The 15,595-nt window shown below is 41.0% G+C and carries 16 protein-coding genes; 6 read left to right on the top strand and 10 right to left on the bottom strand.

All coding sequences use genetic code 11. From position 1 onward, the window contains the following. Nucleotides 1-41: 41 nt before the first annotated feature. The 5 genes from FC093_RS19380 to tgt form a co-directional block, all read right to left on the bottom strand. Nucleotides 42-791: a T9SS type A sorting domain-containing protein gene (locus FC093_RS19380; RefSeq protein ID WP_170971160.1), complete on the bottom strand. Its 750-nt coding sequence runs from the start codon at nucleotides 789-791 to the stop codon at nucleotides 42-44. A 123-nt stretch (nucleotides 792-914) separates the two neighbouring features. Then, the gene (locus FC093_RS19375; protein ID WP_137263464.1) at nucleotides 915-1,712 is read right to left on the bottom strand and encodes a leucine-rich repeat domain-containing protein; all 798 of its coding nucleotides are present in this window, start codon (nucleotides 1,710-1,712) and stop codon (nucleotides 915-917) included. Between the two features lie 96 nt (nucleotides 1,713-1,808). Next, nucleotides 1,809-3,479 (bottom strand): T9SS type A sorting domain-containing protein, encoded by a 1,671-nt coding sequence (locus FC093_RS19370; protein ID WP_137263463.1) that lies wholly within the window; start codon nucleotides 3,477-3,479, stop codon nucleotides 1,809-1,811. A gap of 544 nt (nucleotides 3,480-4,023) precedes the next feature. After that, nucleotides 4,024-5,118 (bottom strand): LptF/LptG family permease, encoded by a 1,095-nt coding sequence (locus FC093_RS19365; protein ID WP_137263462.1) that lies wholly within the window; start codon nucleotides 5,116-5,118, stop codon nucleotides 4,024-4,026. A gap of 201 nt (nucleotides 5,119-5,319) precedes the next feature. Then, nucleotides 5,320-6,459, bottom strand: coding sequence for a tRNA guanosine(34) transglycosylase Tgt (gene tgt / locus FC093_RS19360; protein WP_137263461.1), 1,140 nt, complete (start codon nucleotides 6,457-6,459; stop codon nucleotides 5,320-5,322). A 111-nt stretch (nucleotides 6,460-6,570) separates the two neighbouring features. On the opposite strand from tgt, the gene FC093_RS19355 reads away from it, so the two are divergent. Further along, complete coding sequence (locus FC093_RS19355; protein WP_137263460.1) at nucleotides 6,571-6,822, top strand: hypothetical protein; 252 nt, start codon at nucleotides 6,571-6,573, stop codon at nucleotides 6,820-6,822. Then, a complete protein-coding gene (locus FC093_RS19350; protein ID WP_137263459.1) occupies nucleotides 6,819-7,118 on the top strand; it encodes a type II toxin-antitoxin system RelE/ParE family toxin in 300 nt (99 codons plus the stop codon). Before FC093_RS19355 ends, FC093_RS19350 begins: the two co-directional genes overlap by 4 nt. A gap of 4 nt (nucleotides 7,119-7,122) precedes the next feature. Here the strand turns inward: FC093_RS19350 and ypfJ are convergent, their stop codons facing one another. The 3 genes from ypfJ to FC093_RS19335 form a co-directional block, all read right to left on the bottom strand. Beyond that, nucleotides 7,123-7,983: a KPN_02809 family neutral zinc metallopeptidase gene (ypfJ, locus tag FC093_RS19345; RefSeq protein ID WP_137263458.1), complete on the bottom strand. Its 861-nt coding sequence runs from the start codon at nucleotides 7,981-7,983 to the stop codon at nucleotides 7,123-7,125. Between the two features lie 104 nt (nucleotides 7,984-8,087). Beyond that, entirely contained in the window at nucleotides 8,088-8,375 is a 288-nt protein-coding gene (locus tag FC093_RS19340; protein WP_137263457.1) for a hypothetical protein, read from the bottom strand. Nucleotides 8,376-8,556: 181 nt separating this feature from the next. After that, on the bottom strand, nucleotides 8,557-9,330 hold the full coding sequence (locus tag FC093_RS19335) for an AMP nucleosidase (RefSeq protein ID WP_137263456.1): 774 nt from the start codon (nucleotides 9,328-9,330) through the stop codon (nucleotides 8,557-8,559). Nucleotides 9,331-9,578: 248 nt separating this feature from the next. Here FC093_RS19335 and FC093_RS19330 point away from each other — a divergent pair, with 248 nt between their 5' ends. From FC093_RS19330 to FC093_RS19315, 4 genes are all read left to right on the top strand, one after another. Next, entirely contained in the window at nucleotides 9,579-10,010 is a 432-nt protein-coding gene (locus FC093_RS19330) for a type I restriction enzyme HsdR N-terminal domain-containing protein (RefSeq protein WP_137263455.1), read from the top strand. A 70-nt stretch (nucleotides 10,011-10,080) separates the two neighbouring features. Further along, nucleotides 10,081-10,920, top strand: a complete 840-nt coding sequence (locus FC093_RS19325; RefSeq protein ID WP_137263454.1) for a ThuA domain-containing protein — start codon at nucleotides 10,081-10,083, stop codon at nucleotides 10,918-10,920. A gap of 185 nt (nucleotides 10,921-11,105) precedes the next feature. Continuing rightward, nucleotides 11,106-11,582: a DUF1573 domain-containing protein gene (locus tag FC093_RS19320; protein WP_137263453.1), complete on the top strand. Its 477-nt coding sequence runs from the start codon at nucleotides 11,106-11,108 to the stop codon at nucleotides 11,580-11,582. A gap of 19 nt (nucleotides 11,583-11,601) precedes the next feature. Next, nucleotides 11,602-11,973 carry a DUF1573 domain-containing protein gene (locus tag FC093_RS19315; RefSeq protein WP_137263452.1) on the top strand — a complete coding sequence of 124 codons (372 nt, stop codon included), beginning with the start codon at nucleotides 11,602-11,604 and terminating at the stop codon, nucleotides 11,971-11,973. A 192-nt stretch (nucleotides 11,974-12,165) separates the two neighbouring features. Here the strand turns inward: FC093_RS19315 and FC093_RS19310 are convergent, their stop codons facing one another. Both FC093_RS19310 and FC093_RS19305 read right to left on the bottom strand, forming a co-directional pair. Further along, on the bottom strand, nucleotides 12,166-14,526 hold the full coding sequence (locus FC093_RS19310; RefSeq protein WP_137263451.1) for a TonB-dependent receptor: 2,361 nt from the start codon (nucleotides 14,524-14,526) through the stop codon (nucleotides 12,166-12,168). 62 nt (nucleotides 14,527-14,588) lie between these two features. After that, nucleotides 14,589-15,443: an SMP-30/gluconolactonase/LRE family protein gene (locus FC093_RS19305; protein ID WP_137263450.1), complete on the bottom strand. Its 855-nt coding sequence runs from the start codon at nucleotides 15,441-15,443 to the stop codon at nucleotides 14,589-14,591. Nucleotides 15,444-15,595: the final 152 nt, after the last annotated feature.

Here is a 15,595-nt window from a genome sequence, read left to right as displayed (position 1 = left end):
GTTTTTTAATGTGTAGAAAATAAGTAGTTGTGTAGAATGATTTAGCGTACCACTACTATCTTTTGTGTTTCGCCGGAAGCTTTGTTTTGCAGATAGTAAATACCCGGTGCAAGCGAGCTTACGTTGATTACATCGCTGTTATTAACACTTTTGGTGAGTAATACTTTACCATTGCTGTTAGTTATAGCAATCATAGCAGTGCCTTTTACCTGCACCTGCACCACGTCCTTAGCAGGATTGGGATATACCTGCATGTGCTGAATAAGCTTTGTGGGTTGTACTGTTTTTGTAATTAAATTGTTTTGCTTTCCTGGAGATAAGGTAAAATCAATCGTATCGGAGTAGAGAGTGAGTTTGGTAGCAATAGCGTTGGTAACTTTTACATGATATTTGCCGCTTTGCGTGGGCATAAAAGTAGAGTCGCCTTTGTTAATTGTACTGTCTGTTGCTCCAACTTTAAACCAGTGGTAAGTGTTATTGCTTAGTGTACCACCGGCGGATACAGATAAAGTATTGCCATTTTGATGTAAAGGAATGATAGCTTGTGGTGCATAATTAACATTGACAAATGTTTGTGCTACATACTCCATTCCGTCGAAGGTAAAAAGGTTGTATTGGATATTCCCATTTTTAAAACTACGACTCTTCCTTAAAAAATTAATGTTACTGCTTTGTGACAGTTGATTGTAGCTTAGGTCTATTGAGAAAAGGCTGTGAAGCTTACGAAAAGATATAGGAACATTACCAGTTAACTGGTTATTAGATAAATACAACCCCTGAAGTGTTGACATATTGCCCATGGAAGCAGGAATAGTACAATTGAGCTGGTTATTTTCTAGATATAGAAACTTAAGATTAGCAAGTTTGCCAATGGAAGAAGGAATACTATTTAGTTGATTGTCTGATAAATATACCTAATCCAGTTTTACAAGATTACCAATAGAAGAGGGTATAGGGCCGCTTAGTTGGTTACCCCCTAAAACTAAAAACCAAAGCTTTACAAGTTTTCCGATGGAAGCAGGAATAGAACCACTCAATTGGTTTTCAGATAAATCTAACTGTTCAAGGTTTACAAGATTGCCAATAGCGGAAGGAATGGAGCTACTTAGCTGGTTAATTGATAAATCCAACTCAGGAAGTCTTACAAGATTGCCAATGGAGGAGGGGATAGCACCACTTAGCTGATTATTAGATAAACCTAATATCTTAAGCTGTACAAGATTACCTATAGATGAAGGAATGGAACCGCTTAGCTGATTAAATTCTAATCTTAAATTATTAAGCTTTACAAGATTACCAATAGAAGAGGGAATAGCACCACTTAGCTTGTTGAAAGATAAAGCTAACCATGTAAGATTTACAAGATTGCCAATGGAAGCGGGTATAGTGCCTGTTAATTGATTAACGTCTAAGTGGCATTCTACAAGCATTACAAGATTGCCGACGGAGGATGGTATAGTACCATTTAAGTGAATACCGCCAAGATTCAAGTACGTCACTCTTGTGTCTTCTACTGTTACTCCGTACCAGGTACTCACAGGATTAGTAGTTAACCAGTTAGTATTCCAGGACCATTTAGGTCCATTAGTACTGTTGTATAAATCAACCAGCGCTAAGGAATCATTTACATTCACCTGTGCTTTAGAGGGAGTAGTAAAGAGGTTTGCTGCAATGGCAAACACAATGCTGAGGAGAATAGATTTCGTTTTCATGATAATTGTTTCATACAGTGAAGAAAAAAACAAGCAAAAAGGAATGAGTATAAACAGTTGCCTCCTCCAAGCGGCAACTGTTTGTATCAAAGAAGATTAATGTACCACTACAATCTTTTGCGTTTCACCGGAAGCTTTGTTCTGCAGATAATAGATGCCGGGTGCAAGTGAGCTTACATTTATCGCATCGCTGTTGTTAATGGTTTTAGTAAGCAATACTTTACCAGCCGCATTAGCAATAGCAATCATAGCATTGCCTTTTATCTGCACGTGCACCACCTCTTTTGCAGGGTTGGGATATACCTGCATGTGCTGGATAACCGTTCCAGACTGTACACCTTTTGCAATTAAGGTATTGTTTGACTTCAATGGAGATAAGGTAAAGTCAATCGTATCGGAGTGGAGGATGAGTTTGGTGGCTACTTTGTTTTTTACCGTTACATAGTACTTGCCGCTTTGTTGAGGAGTAAATGTTGAATCTGCTTTAATTATCGTGCTGTCTGTTGTGCCTGCCAGGTGCCAGTTGTACGTGTTGTTGCTGAGCGTGCCACCGGCATATACAGACAATGTATTGCCATTTTGATGTAAAGGAAGGATAGCTTGTGGCGTATAAGTAACCCGGGGAAATCTGTTTGCTATAAATTCCATTCCGTTAAAGGTAAAAAGGTTGTTACTGATACTGCCCTCTGTTCTACTTATATCTATAGAAAAATGGACATTCCGGTCTTGAGATAGTTGGTTATAACTAAGGTCAAGATTATATAGGTTAAGTCTGCGTAAGGAAGCAGGGATAGCGCCACTGAGCTGGTTATTATGTAAATCTAAGTTCCCAAGATTTACAAGATTACCAATCTCAGCAGGAATAGCACCACTTAGCTGGTTGTTATGTAAATCTAAGTTCACAAGATATACATCAAGATTGCCAATCTCAGCAGGAATGGCACCACTTAGCTGATTATTATTTAATATTAATTGGTTAAGATATTTAAGCCTGCCCATCTCAGCGGGAATAACACCGCTTAGCTGATTATTATATAACATTAAATAATGAAGATTTGTACAGTTACCAATAGAAGTCGGAATAGCACCGCTTAGCTGGTTATTATATAAGTATAAATACCAAACATTTACAAGATTGCCAATAGAAGCAGGGATAGTGCCACTTAACTGATTATCATTTAATACTAACTCATGAAGATTTACAAGATTACCGATGGAGGAAGGAATAGTGCCACTTAACTGATTGTAGTCTATATCCAAACTGGTAAGATTTACAAGATTACCAATAGAAGCAGGAATGCTACCGCTTAACTGATTTTCTGGTATGTATAAAACCTCAAGCTTTGTACAATTACCAATCTCGGCAGGGATTGCACCGCTTAACTGATTGCCCTCCAACCATAAGTTCGTAAGCTGTGTAAGATTACCAATCTCAGCAGGAATAGCACCATGTAGCTCGCAATATTCTATATATAAACCATCAAGCTGTGTAAGATTACCAATAGAAGCAGGAATAATGCCGTTTAGGTTATTATAAGATAAGTATAAAACTGTAACCCTGTTATCTACTACCTGTACATCAGCCCAGGTACTTACCGGCGCAGTAGTTAACCAGTTGGTATTACTGCGCCAATTCGGTCCATCGGTACTGTTGTACAAGTCCACGAGGGCTAAAGAGTCGTTTACATTTACTTGAGCTTTGGCAGTGGTAAAAAGGTTGGCTGTAATAAAGAATACAAGACAAAAGAGCATAGAATTGCGTTTCATAAAACAAAAGGTTTTTATGGTGAAGAAAAGGTGTATGAAATAACGGAAGCATATAGGTATGTTATACTATTGCAGTCTTGGGTATCAGGTATTATATTCTATTATTATACTCAAAAGCTATTGCCCTAGCTGGCATAAACGCTGCTAACTAATAAGCTGCACATATTGTATGAAGGGATAAACAGAGACGGAAACGCACATGAGCCGGGCGGGTAAATAAAAGAAAACAGTACAGTTTAAGTCAACACACTTTCTCACAAGCGCTATTATAACCAGGCAAAGCAATGTGGAAATACTTCAATCTGCAACGGTTGTAGCATCAAAGATACTGCCATGCTCACAACAGGCTCAAACAATTTTTTAAAGCATCCACTTCGCCATGCTACTTTTATTTTATACAAAAGTGTTTAAATTAAGGAAAGCTTTTAGCACACAACCATATAAACATGCTTAGGATAAAAAGTAACTTTCAGATAATACGACAATACATGTATTTGTAAGATGAATTACCGTCCTTGTTCTGCTATTGCAACAGACCTGCTGCTTACTTTGGAGCTTTTCTATAAATGTACATCGCTACAAAAACAAACACCAGATTAGGTATCCATGCGGCTATATAAGGTGGCAAATTGCCTTTGGTAGAAAAAATGGTAGAAAAACGGTCCATCAAAATGAAAGCAGCGGCTGTAACAAAGCCAAATGCCAGGTGTACGCCACTGCCGCCACGCACCTTGCGCCCTGCTACCATAGCGCCAATGAGCGTAAGAATAATAACTGCTACCGGCGTAGCCACACGGCGGTAATATTCAATTTTCAGGTCGTTGATGCCTTCGGCACCACGGTGTTCCTGCTGCACAATGTATTTGCCCAGTTCGGGGCTGGTGAGCACATCTTTTGTATGCTCATCATTGTTCAGGTCTATCGGGCGAAAGTTAAAACTCATTTCTTTTCGCGGCTGCGTGCTGATGTGTTCTTTCAGTCCATTGATGGTGCGTTCAAACACGGTTTCCAACCGCCATTTTTTGGTAGCGGTATCCCACTGCATACTGCCTGCACGCAGGTTGTACACCAATGTATTGTTTTTGATGGTATGCATAAAAAAGGGACCACCGCGCTTCGTAACCGTATCGTAGTTAATCAATCCTGCATACGTAAAAGAGTCAACGCGGAAATACCTGTTTACCTGCCGGTTGGCAAACATGGCATCGGCAGGCGAGTCATTATCAAAATAAGATACCTGAAATGCCAGTCTTTTTACTTCGGCCTGTGGTATAATGTAGGCATTGGATACTAATAACAAACCTGCCAGCAATACTCCCCCGATAAAGTAGGGCAGCATAATGCGCCGGTAAGAAACGCCGCTGGCCAAAATGGCAATAATCTCGCTGCGACCTGCCAGCTTAGAGGTAAAAAAAATAACCGCTATAAACACAAACAGCGGAAACAACAAAGCAATTATATGCGGAATAAACGGGATGTAATACTGATTTACAATCTGCATAAAAGTTAAGCCCGATTTTACAAAATCATCTGTCTTTTCACTTACATCTACTACTACCGCAATAACTGTAAATAAAAAAATGGAAAAGAAAAAAGTAACCAGGAAACTTTTAATAATATACCAGTCGAGCTTCTTCATGTTGTTGTTTAAAGTTCACGAGTTCTATAGTTCAAAAGTTCACGGGTTTTCTATTTAGTGTGTCCAAGCTTCAACAAGTTCTTGCTATATCGCTCATCAGTTTGTTAGTTGTACAATTTGCTATAATTCATGAACCGTTGAACCTGTAAACTCGTGAACTCAAAAATAATTATAAACCTGTTGCACAGATGTGAAAGATAATTACAGCCGTTGTTTTAATACCGGAATCATCTCTTTTTTCCAGCTCATAAAATCGCCTGCTGTAATGTGGTGGCGTGCCTCGCCCACGAGCCACAGATAAAAAGACAGATTGTGAATGCTGGCTATTTGCAAGCCAAGAATTTCTTTCGCTACAAAAAGGTGCCTTAAATACGCTTTGCTGTAAAACCGGCTTGTTTCGCAAGGCAGGTTTTCATCAATACACGAAAAGTCAGTTGCCCATTTTTTATTAGTAATATTAATAACGCCATTGGTGGTAAACAACATGCCATTTCTGCCGTTGCGCGTAGGCATTACGCAATCAAACATATCCACACCCAAACTGATGCACTCCAATATATTCCAGGGCGTACCTACACCCATGAGATAGCGTGGTTTGTTATAAGGCAGATTTTCGGTGCAAAGCGCAGTAAACTCATACATCATATCTTCCGGTTCGCCCACGCTTAAGCCGCCAATGGCATTGCCGGTTGCTTCTTTAGCTGCAACATATTCGCACGAAACAGTGCGCAAATCCTTGTATGTGCCGCCTTGCACTATAGGAAATAAATTTTGCGTATAACCATATAAATCTGGTGTTTCTTTCAGGCGCGCAAAGCAGCGGTCGAGCCAGCGATGCGTCAATTCCATACTTTTTTTGGCATAACTGTACTCGCTGGGATAAGGCGGACATTCATCAAAAGCCATGATAATATCGGCACCAATGCTGCGCTGTATATCCATTACTTTTTCGGGGGTAAACAGGTGGCGGCTGCCGTCAATATGCGATTGAAAGAGGGCACCCTCTTCGGTTAGTTTGCGGTTGGCTGCCAGCGAAAATACCTGGTAGCCGCCGCTATCGGTAAGTACCGGCTTATCCCACCCGTTAAACTGATGGATGCCGCCGGCAGCTTCCAGTATTTCGGTGCCGGGACGGAGGTACAAATGGTAGGTATTACCCAGGATAATCTGTGCTTTTACCTCGTTTTTCAACTGCTGCTGTGTAACTGCTTTTACACTACCTACCGTACCTACAGGCATAAAAATGGGTGTTTGTATCACACCATGATCGGTGGTAATAGTGCCAGCTCTCGCCTTAGAGAAGGCATCGGTTGCCTCTAACTGAAACTGTAAAAAAGCCATAGCGGCAAAGATGAAGTAAGATTGAATAGAGAAGACGGAATATTTATAAAAGAAAATATTAAGAAATGATTTTATAAAAGTAGAAAAGTAAATTTGTGTAAATGGCGGTTTATGACAATAGAAATAATCAGAGAAAGATTACATAATTATCTGAAAGTAGCTGACGATAAAAAGATTGCAGCTATTTACACTTTATTAGAGGATGACATTTTAGAACAAATAGCCTGGTGGGGTGATAATGCATTTGTTGAGGAATTGAATAAAGAATATACCGGGTGGGAGAGTGGTGATACAAAAGGTTATACGATAGAGGAAACAGAACAGATAATTACGGAGTTGAAAAGCAAGCGACAATCATCATGAGTTACACAATTGTATTCTTATCACGCGCTCAATACGAGTTATTAGAAGCATGGGAATGGTACGAGGATAAACAGACGGGGTTGGGAGACAGATTTAAAGATAAAGTAATGAAGTGTATTCATAACATTGCGCAACATCCGGAACGTTATCCTATTCGTAAAAGGGCATTTCGGGACGTGCGCATAGAAGTATTCCCGTACTTAATTATTTATAGAATTGATGCGAATAGAAATATTATTGTAATTTCTTCTATTTTTCACACCAGCCGAAATCCTAAGAAAAAATATAAAGAATAATTCTCTACAAATTCGCCGCATTAAATGTATCACCCTGGTTAATGTCGCCGGTTTCAAAACCTTTTTTAAACCAGCGTACGCGCTGTGCCGATGTGCCATGTGTAAAAGCATCGGGTACTACATAACCCTGTGTTTGTTTTTGCAGCCGGTCGTCGCCAATGGCACTGGCTGCGTTTAAAGCTTCTTCTATATCGCCCTCCTGTATTACTTTGCGTGTAGGATCGGTAGCTGCTTGTTGTTGTGCTTCGTAATGTGCCCAAACGCCTGCCAGAAAATCAGCCTGCAGCTCCAGCCGCACAGATAATTCATTTTGTTCTTTTTCGCTTATCCTGCCACGCTGTGCATCCACCTGATCGGTAATGCCCAGCAGGTGCTGCACATGATGGCCTACTTCGTGCGCAATAACGTACGCATCGGCAAAATCGCCACCTTCTGCACCAAAACGGTTTTGCAATTCATCAAAGAAAGAAACATCCAAATATACCTTCGAATCGCCGGGGCAATAAAACGGGCCGGTCGCCTGGCTGGCATAGCCACAGGCACTTTGTGTAGAGCCGCTAAACAATACAAGATGCGGGTCAGCATACGTGCGCCCCATATTCTCAAATAATTGGCTCCAGATGTCTTCGGTATCTGCCAGGATGGTTCTTACAAAATGGGTGGTTTCGTCGTTTGCCGGTGCTGATTGTTGCGTCGGGGACTGTGCGGAATTATTATTCAGTACCTGATTGGGATTGCCGCCCAGTAAATACACAATGAAAGCAATAACCATAGTGCCCAATCCACCGCCAACAGCCATTCCGCGACCACTAAAGCCTCTGCGGTCTTCTACGTTACTGCTTTCTCTTCTGCCTTGCCAAAGCATAATATTATTGTTGTTTTTGGAAAAATGAAAAGTTTAATAGTAATGCAAACTGGTGTCCATACACATCTTTAGCTGCTAATGCGCTGTATCTTAAATCTTGCTCTTTAATCTTCCGGCTCAAAGTTTTCCTTATCACTGTCTATATATTCTTCCATCTGGTGCGGGAACTTAACAGAATCATTGATCAATGAAGCCTGAGGGTCATTATTGCTTGCATTGTCATAAAAAATAGTGCTTTCTTTCTGCTGCTCCCTGTCGTGTAAAATCGAGCTGTCTTCCTGCCCTTCGCGCACCGGGTTATCGTTATTAGTTATTTTATTATCAGCATCATAGCTGTTTTCATCTGTGCGGTTTACGATATTATTTTTATTATTAGGATCTGGTGTAGGCATAACATATTTGTTTAATTAAAAAAGAAGTGAAAAAACCATACCAAGACAGAAGACGTTTAAAAGTAGCCATTAAGCTATCCGCAAAAACGTATAAAATAAACAGTTAGTTCTTCGGGACACATGTAGCTGCAATACGCCCGTTTTTACAAATGAGCGAGCCGGATGCAGGCTACTGTCTCTTTTATTCAAACTTCAGGTGCCGCACTGTAAGCCGGTTGTTAATAAGCTGCTTTAGCGAATCAATGCCAATTTTTATATGCCTTTCTACATAGGCTGTAGTAATCAGCCTGTCACTTTCTTCGGTTTTTACACCTTCGGGTACCATCGGCTGGTCGCTTACGAGCAACAGCGCGCCGGTAGGTATTTTATTGTAAAAGCCAACGGTAAAAATAGTAGCCGTTTCCATGTCAATAGCATACGCGCGAATGGTGCGTAGATAGTTTTTAAACTTATCATCATGCTCCCAAATACGGCGGTTGGTGGTATATACTGTGCCAGTCCAGTAATCCACTTCGTATTCGCGGATGGTGGTGGAGATAGCTTTTTGCAGGGCAAAAGCAGGCAGCGCAGGTACCTCGGGCGGGAAATAATCATTGCTCGTTCCATCGCCGCGTATGGCAGCAATGGGCAATATAAGGTCGCCCAGTTTATTACGTTTTTTCAATCCGCCGCATTTGCCCAAAAACAGCACTGCTTTGGGACTGATTGCCGACAGCAAATCCATAATGGTTGCTGCACCGGCACTGCCCATTCCAAAATTGATGATGGTAATGCCGTTGGCGGTGGCGCATTGGTAAGGGCGGTCTCTGCCTACAACTTCCACGCCGTGCCATTGCGCAAATAATTGAATGTAATTGCTGAAATTAGTGAGTAAAATGTACTCCCCAAATTGATCCAATGATAGCCCCGTATAGCGCGGTAGCCAGTTGTGAACTATTTCTTCTTTCGTTTTCATCGGTTATCTTTTTGCCACAAAGGCGCGAAGATTTATTTAAAAAAATACTTTACGTCTTTATGGTATTCCTCTTATCTATCATCAAAAAACCTCTTTCATCCGGCATTTGGGTATATGCCAGGCATACAGGATTGCCTACGCATGTACGTATATTAATAAGACTTTGTGCATTTAAGTCTCTCTGGCATCTGTTGCCATAGGGATAAATTCTGCAAACATACTGCATTGCAAAGGTTAGTTTTGCCCTCATGCAGGCACTCGCTTTTCCATCGTACCATTACAACATGCAACTGCAGGAAGGCAAGGAATATATTTTTGATACGGTGCGTAAAAAATGGGTGCGCCTTACGCCGGAGGAATGGGTGCGGCAAAATGTAGTGCAATATTTACTGCAGGTAAAAAAATACCCGGCAGCTTTGCTGGCTGTAGAGAAAGAAATACATATTGGTGAACTACGGAAGCGCTGCGATATTGTAGTATATAAAGATGCGCAGCCCTGGATGATAATTGAATGTAAAGAAATGAATGTACCGCTGAGTGAGGGTGTGCTGATGCAATTGGTGCGGTATAATACAGCCTTTTGCTGTACTTATTTAATTATCACCAATGGCAGTTACACATGGGGCTGGGAGGTTGAGAATGGAGCTGTGAAAGAACTGAATGAGATGCCGGAATGGTAGAAAGCGGGCTTTAATTGCGGTATAATCCTTAACATATAATGCTGTTGATAAAATACTTTTATCTATTCTTATGATGAGGCAGTACAATATTGTTGTATCCATACTCTTCGTTGCTTGCTGCGTTGTATCGTTGACCGTTGCTGCACAAAAGAAGCAGACCGTGAAGTTTAGGGTTATTGCTTTTTATACTGCCAAAGAAGATCCGGCACACATCAGTTTTGTACACGAAGCCAACCGCTGGTTTCCGGCGATGGCTGCTAAGTATCATTTTACTTACGACTCTACTAACAATTGGAACAATTTGAATGATTCTTTTTTGCAACATTACCAGGTGGTTATTTTTTTAGATACACGCCCCGACTCTTTACCACAAAGAACAGCTTTTGAAAAATATATGAATAATGGAGGTGCCTGGATGGGCTTTCATTTTTCAGCCTTTGCACTCACCCCTTCTGCCTACCCGCAAAACTGGGATTGGTATCACAATGTGTTTTTAGGTAGCGGCGAGTACAAAGGCAACACCTGGCGGCCAACTTCGGCTGTATTGCAGGTTGAAGATGGGAAACATCCGGCAACAAAGCATTTGACTACAACCTTTATTGCTGCGCCCAATGAGTGGTATAGCTGGCAAAACGATTTGTGTACTAATGCCGATATAAAAATTCTGGCGTCTGTGGATAGCTCCAGCTTTCCGCTGGGCACTGGTCCAAAACCAAACGAGATATGGCACAGCGGTTATTATCCCGTGGTATGGACGAATACAAAATACCGGATGCTATACCTGAATATGGGACATAACGATATGGATTATGAACACCATACCAATCAACAACTTTCTTCTACCTTTAGCAGTGCTGCGCAAAATAAGCTGATCATGGACGGCTTGTTGTGGCTTGGCAGCAGAAAGTAATTTATCTGCAACATAGAATATTGTCAACAAGTAATGATGCTCTTTTTCTTCACTTATTATTAAACCTTTTACCTTATTGCGTTGTCGTAAGAACTTTAAAAATTTGTTAGTAAACCCCATTTCTTATATAGCAATGATTTCAATGATGGTAATTTGAAATATATTGCACTACAAAATCGCGAATTATGAAAAAATTGTTTGTTGCTGTATGCGCGCTTGGTCTTGTTTCGCTTGCTCATGCGCAAACAGCACCGGCTACGCCCAACAATGCTGCTACACAGCAACAGGATTTCTCCAAAGTAATAGAGGTAACTGATGTAGATCACGACTTTGGAAAAATACCGTATGGTAAGCCCGTAGAGTACGAAGTAACGCTGAAAAACATCAGCAGCGATAGTGTGAAACTGCTGAACGTGCAGGCTGGCTGCGGCTGTACTACGCCTAAGTGGGAAGCTGGCCCGTACGCACCCGGCGAATCGTTTAAAATCAAGCTGGGCTTTAACGGCATGACCAAAGGCAATTTCACTAAATATGTAACTGTATTTTTAACCAACGGACTGAGCAAGCAACTGAAATTTCATGGCGAAACATACGAAGCCCCCGATAATGCTGCTCCCGCCAACGGTACTGTAGGACAATTGAAACCATCCGGCAGTAAATAAACTGTATAAAAAAATTGTAATGAAATATATATTACTGATAGCCTGCATGGCCTTCGCTACACTTTCTTTTGCACAGGATGCGCCTGCAAAGTTTCAGGAGCTAAAGCATTCTTTTGGCAAAATAAAAAAGGGTGTGCCGGTAACTACCGAGTTTAAATTTACCAATACCAGCAGTAAGCCTTTGATCATTGAGGTAGCCACTGCCGAGTGCGGATGTACTACACCGGAATATCCAAAAACACCCGTTATGGCTGGTAAAGAATCAACTATAAAAGTTACTTATAATGCTGAAAGTGAAGGTCATTTTGAGAAGAAAGTAACGGTGAAATTTGCAAAATATGCCGAACCGGTGATATTGGAGATTGATGGTGATGTGGCTGGTGGTAAATAGTTTTTAGCTGCAAAGACATGAAGAATATAAGACAGGCTGTTTTATTTGGTAAGAAAGTGTGTAAAGTCTGCCTGCAAGGCAGAATTAATTTTCATAAAAAATGCCCCGAATTATTAGAAAGTTCGGGGCATTTTATCTTAGATATTCTTTGTGCAACTTAATGCCTTTGCACCTCCGGTGTTAAAAACCTGACTAAAATTTAAACTGCAACGTTGCGCCATATGTAGCAGGATCACCTAAATGGATGGCACCAAAATCGTATGCATAGGCAATGTATTTTTTGCCCGTTATATTCCTGCTCCACAATTTTAGCGACCATTGCCTGTAAGCGGCCGTTGCTTGTGCATTAAATAAGCTGTACTGGTTTTGCGCAATGGTATTTGCCAAATCAAAATATTGCTTGCCAAGCCATTTCCATTCGCCACGTATGGCAAAGGTGGTTTTGGTACCTGCTGCAAAGCTGTACTGCAAAGCCAGCATAGAGGTGGTATTAGGTGTAAATACCTGCCGGTTGCCTTTGAGGTTCAATTCGCCGCCATTGCTGCTAATCTTTAAATTGTCATATAAAGCATTTGTATAGCCAAAACTGTAATCTGTGGTTAGACCTTTGGTAATTACCGCATTCACTTCTGCTTCCAGACCTTTGCTGGTAAGCTTTCCGGTGTTCCTTGTGATTGTTACTGCGTCGGGTAAAATCAAAGTAGGCACTTGGGCATCTGTAACTGTTGTATAAAAGGCTGTAATATTCAACAGCAAACGATGGTTGAATAAACTGTTTTTTATGCCTGCCTCTATGTTGCTGCTGTATTCCGGCTTAAAAGCATATAAAGGTAGCTGAGAAGGATCTGTTGGTGATAGTGGCGTGAGCCCACCTGCGCGGTAGCCTTTGCTGTAAGTAGCAAATAGTAAACTTTTTTTATTGATGCTATAGTCAATGCCCAACTTTGGCGACCATGCATTAAAGTGAATAGTGGCGGAGGTATCGGGCTGAAAATTAAACAATGCTTCGTCAATGCCATCTTTAAAATATTCCCCTAAAATATGCTGCTGCTGGTGCTCATAATCATACCGGAGTCCAGCTATAACATTGAACTTGCTGGATGCTACATAAGTGATTTGTCCATATACTGCGGCACCATATTTTTTTGCAATAGTAGTGCTGAGCAAAGCATAGTTACTATCGGGCGAGCCTAACAGCGTCGCATCATTGCCAAAGTGGGTTGCTTGTTTTACCGGACTATTTTGGGTAAACAAAAAAGTGCCTGCTACCCATTTGAAAGGTGATGCAGCCGCTGCTGATGAACTAAACCTGAATTCCTGCGTCCATACTTTCACCGTATTCCAGCTTTTGCCATAATTATTAATGATTGAGAGTGCATCCAGTGGTGAAAAATCGGCATCAATTGGTTGTGCATAAATACGGTAGTTGTACTGATAAGCTGTTTGTGAACTAAAGTTGAAATGACGTCCACTATAATTAGCCGAAAGCGAAGTATTGATAATATTATCTATCAGTTGCGTAGTAGCATTTTGACTTACATGGTACGCGTGATTAAACGCTTCATCGCGGTCAGCAACCAAAGGGAATGGACCGTGATTGCGGTTGTTGTTGTGTTTTGCATTGAGCATAAAAGACCATTGTTTATTGGCAATAAATTTCAGGTAATAATTACCGCCAATGCTGTGCTGTCTATCGTAGTGCGAGTTGTTAAAATCATTGGTATAAAATCCGTTTGTACGCTCATATAATCCGGCAGCACCCATATATAATTTATCTTTTATCAATGGCGCTTTGATGCCTGCTGTATAGCGCTGCAAACCATAATTGCCAACACTTGCTTCGGCAAAACCGGACAGGTGATTGGTAGGTTGCTTGGTAACGATATTTACCACGCCGCCCATTGCATTTCTACCATACAAAGTGCCTTGCGGGCCACGCAATACTTCTATACGCTCCACATCAAATAACGGACTAATGTACGTGTCCAATCCAAACTGGTTAACACCATCAATATATGTGGCAACTGCCTGGTCGTAAGAGGTAGTGGCAATACCCCGGATGGCAGTTATGTTGCGTTTATCTCCGGGATCAGCAGCATATAAATTGGGTACAATAGCAGTCATATCTTTAGTATTCCAAATCCTGTAGGCTGCTGTTTTTTTGGAGGATAAAGCCGTTATACTAATGGGCAGTTGCTGGTTGTTTTCTTCTCTTTTTTGAGCAGTAACTATTACTTCATCCAACTGCTGTACATCGGGTTGCAAAGTGATGGTTACTGACTTATTATCAGACGAGACTGTTACAGTTGTGGTGGCAAATCCTAAGGCAGCTACTTGCAAAGTGTATGTGCCAGCGGGTACATTGGGAAATATAAACCTGCCCCCTGTATCGGTGGTAGTTTGCAGATTGGTGTTGAGTAGGTGAATAATAGCGCCTGCAAGTGCGTGACTGTTGTTGTCGTTAACATCGCCCGTCAGATTTATTAAACGTTGTGCATTAAGATGTGTAAGTAAATAAATGAATAGGGTAGTTAATAAGATATATTTCTTCATAGCCACGAGAATAATTCGAGATAATTTAAGAATTGTGGCGCAAAGAAATGTAAAAACAACAGTTATTCCACACCTTTTACAAGCGTAGGGATAGCATAAAAAGATTTTGATGCAGTGATGTATAAAATATTCTTATCCTTACCCCCAAAGCAAAGGTTAGCTGTCCACTTTTCGGGTACCTCAATATGAGCGATCTGTTTTCCTTCTTTATTATATACTGTTACACCATTGCCGGCACAATAGAGATTGCCTCTGTCGTCCAGCATTATTCCATCTGCCAACTGTTTTACAAATAACTGCCGGTTGCTTAAAGAGCCGTCTTCATTAATGTCATATCTATATATCAATGCTGCACCAATATCCACCCCATACAACTGCTTGCCATCAGGCGTGCCTACTACACCGTTGGGCTTTACGATGTTGTCATCCACAATTGTGAGTGTTAAATGATCTGGGTGTAAATAGTACAAATGTTCGCCACCGAGTGCGGAATCTGGATGTGTTCTGTCCCAATAATCTCTTTGGTAATACGGATCGGTCAAATACATACCGCCCTTTGCATCTATCCATAAGTCATTTGGTCCGTTTAGCCGGTGTCCTTTAAAGTCGGTAACCAGCACCGAAACCTTCCCGTCTTTGGTAATAGACCACACCTGGTCGTGTTCATCGGCACAGGTAACCAGGTTGTCATTATTATCAAAATACATCCCGTTCGATCTGCCAGCGCTATCCATAAAAACAGACAGCTTACCATCGGTACTGTATTTCCATATTTTATTATTGGGCTGATCGGTAAAAAATACATTGCCTTCTTTATCAACCGCTGCACCTTCGGTAAAGGCAAACTGGTCTGAAATCAATTGCAGCGTTGCACCCGGCGCCAGAATGCTATCACCTGATGGAGAGTAATTAGCCATAGTAGCAGGTTGTTTTTTGGTAAGCGTATTTTTTTTAGTAGTATGGCAAGCGCAAGAGGCAATAATTATGCAGTATAAAAGAAGTTTGCCTGCCAATAGTTTCTGTCCTTTATTTGTGTTGTAATGCATATATTTTTTTACCTGATCACTTT

The organism is Ilyomonas limi (assembly GCF_005233845.1).
GTDB lineage: Bacteria > Bacteroidota > Bacteroidia > Chitinophagales > Chitinophagaceae > Ilyomonas > Ilyomonas limi.
Note: the sequence above shows the minus strand (reverse complement) of the source record. Positions and strands in the feature narration are given on the sequence as shown.

Excerpts from the sequence above, each read along its gene's own strand:
- ypfJ (WP_137263458.1), bottom strand. The coding sequence starts at position 7,983 with ATGCTTTGGCAAGGCAGAAGAGAAAGCAGTAACGTAGAAGACCGCAGA.
- FC093_RS19325 (WP_137263454.1), top strand. The coding sequence starts at position 10,081 with ATGATGAGGCAGTACAATATTGTTGTATCCATACTCTTCGTTGCTTGC.
- FC093_RS19335 (WP_137263456.1), bottom strand. The coding sequence starts at position 9,330 with ATGAAAACGAAAGAAGAAATAGTTCACAACTGGCTACCGCGCTATACG.
- FC093_RS19315 (WP_137263452.1), top strand. The coding sequence starts at position 11,602 with ATGAAATATATATTACTGATAGCCTGCATGGCCTTCGCTACACTTTCT.
- FC093_RS19380 (WP_170971160.1), bottom strand. The coding sequence starts at position 791 with ATGTCAACACTTCAGGGGTTGTATTTATCTAATAACCAGTTAACTGGT.
- FC093_RS19375 (WP_137263464.1), bottom strand. The coding sequence starts at position 1,712 with ATGAAAACGAAATCTATTCTCCTCAGCATTGTGTTTGCCATTGCAGCA.
- FC093_RS19355 (WP_137263460.1), top strand. The coding sequence starts at position 6,571 with ATGACAATAGAAATAATCAGAGAAAGATTACATAATTATCTGAAAGTA.
- FC093_RS19350 (WP_137263459.1), top strand. The coding sequence starts at position 6,819 with ATGAGTTACACAATTGTATTCTTATCACGCGCTCAATACGAGTTATTA.
- FC093_RS19365 (WP_137263462.1), bottom strand. The coding sequence starts at position 5,118 with ATGAAGAAGCTCGACTGGTATATTATTAAAAGTTTCCTGGTTACTTTT.
- FC093_RS19305 (WP_137263450.1), bottom strand. The coding sequence starts at position 15,443 with ATGGCTAATTACTCTCCATCAGGTGATAGCATTCTGGCGCCGGGTGCA.
- FC093_RS19320 (WP_137263453.1), top strand. The coding sequence starts at position 11,106 with ATGAAAAAATTGTTTGTTGCTGTATGCGCGCTTGGTCTTGTTTCGCTT.
- FC093_RS19330 (WP_137263455.1), top strand. The coding sequence starts at position 9,579 with ATGCAGGCACTCGCTTTTCCATCGTACCATTACAACATGCAACTGCAG.
- FC093_RS19310 (WP_137263451.1), bottom strand. The coding sequence starts at position 14,526 with ATGAAGAAATATATCTTATTAACTACCCTATTCATTTATTTACTTACA.
- tgt (WP_137263461.1), bottom strand. The coding sequence starts at position 6,459 with ATGGCTTTTTTACAGTTTCAGTTAGAGGCAACCGATGCCTTCTCTAAG.
- FC093_RS19340 (WP_137263457.1), bottom strand. The coding sequence starts at position 8,375 with ATGCCTACACCAGATCCTAATAATAAAAATAATATCGTAAACCGCACA.
- FC093_RS19370 (WP_137263463.1), bottom strand. The coding sequence starts at position 3,479 with ATGAAACGCAATTCTATGCTCTTTTGTCTTGTATTCTTTATTACAGCC.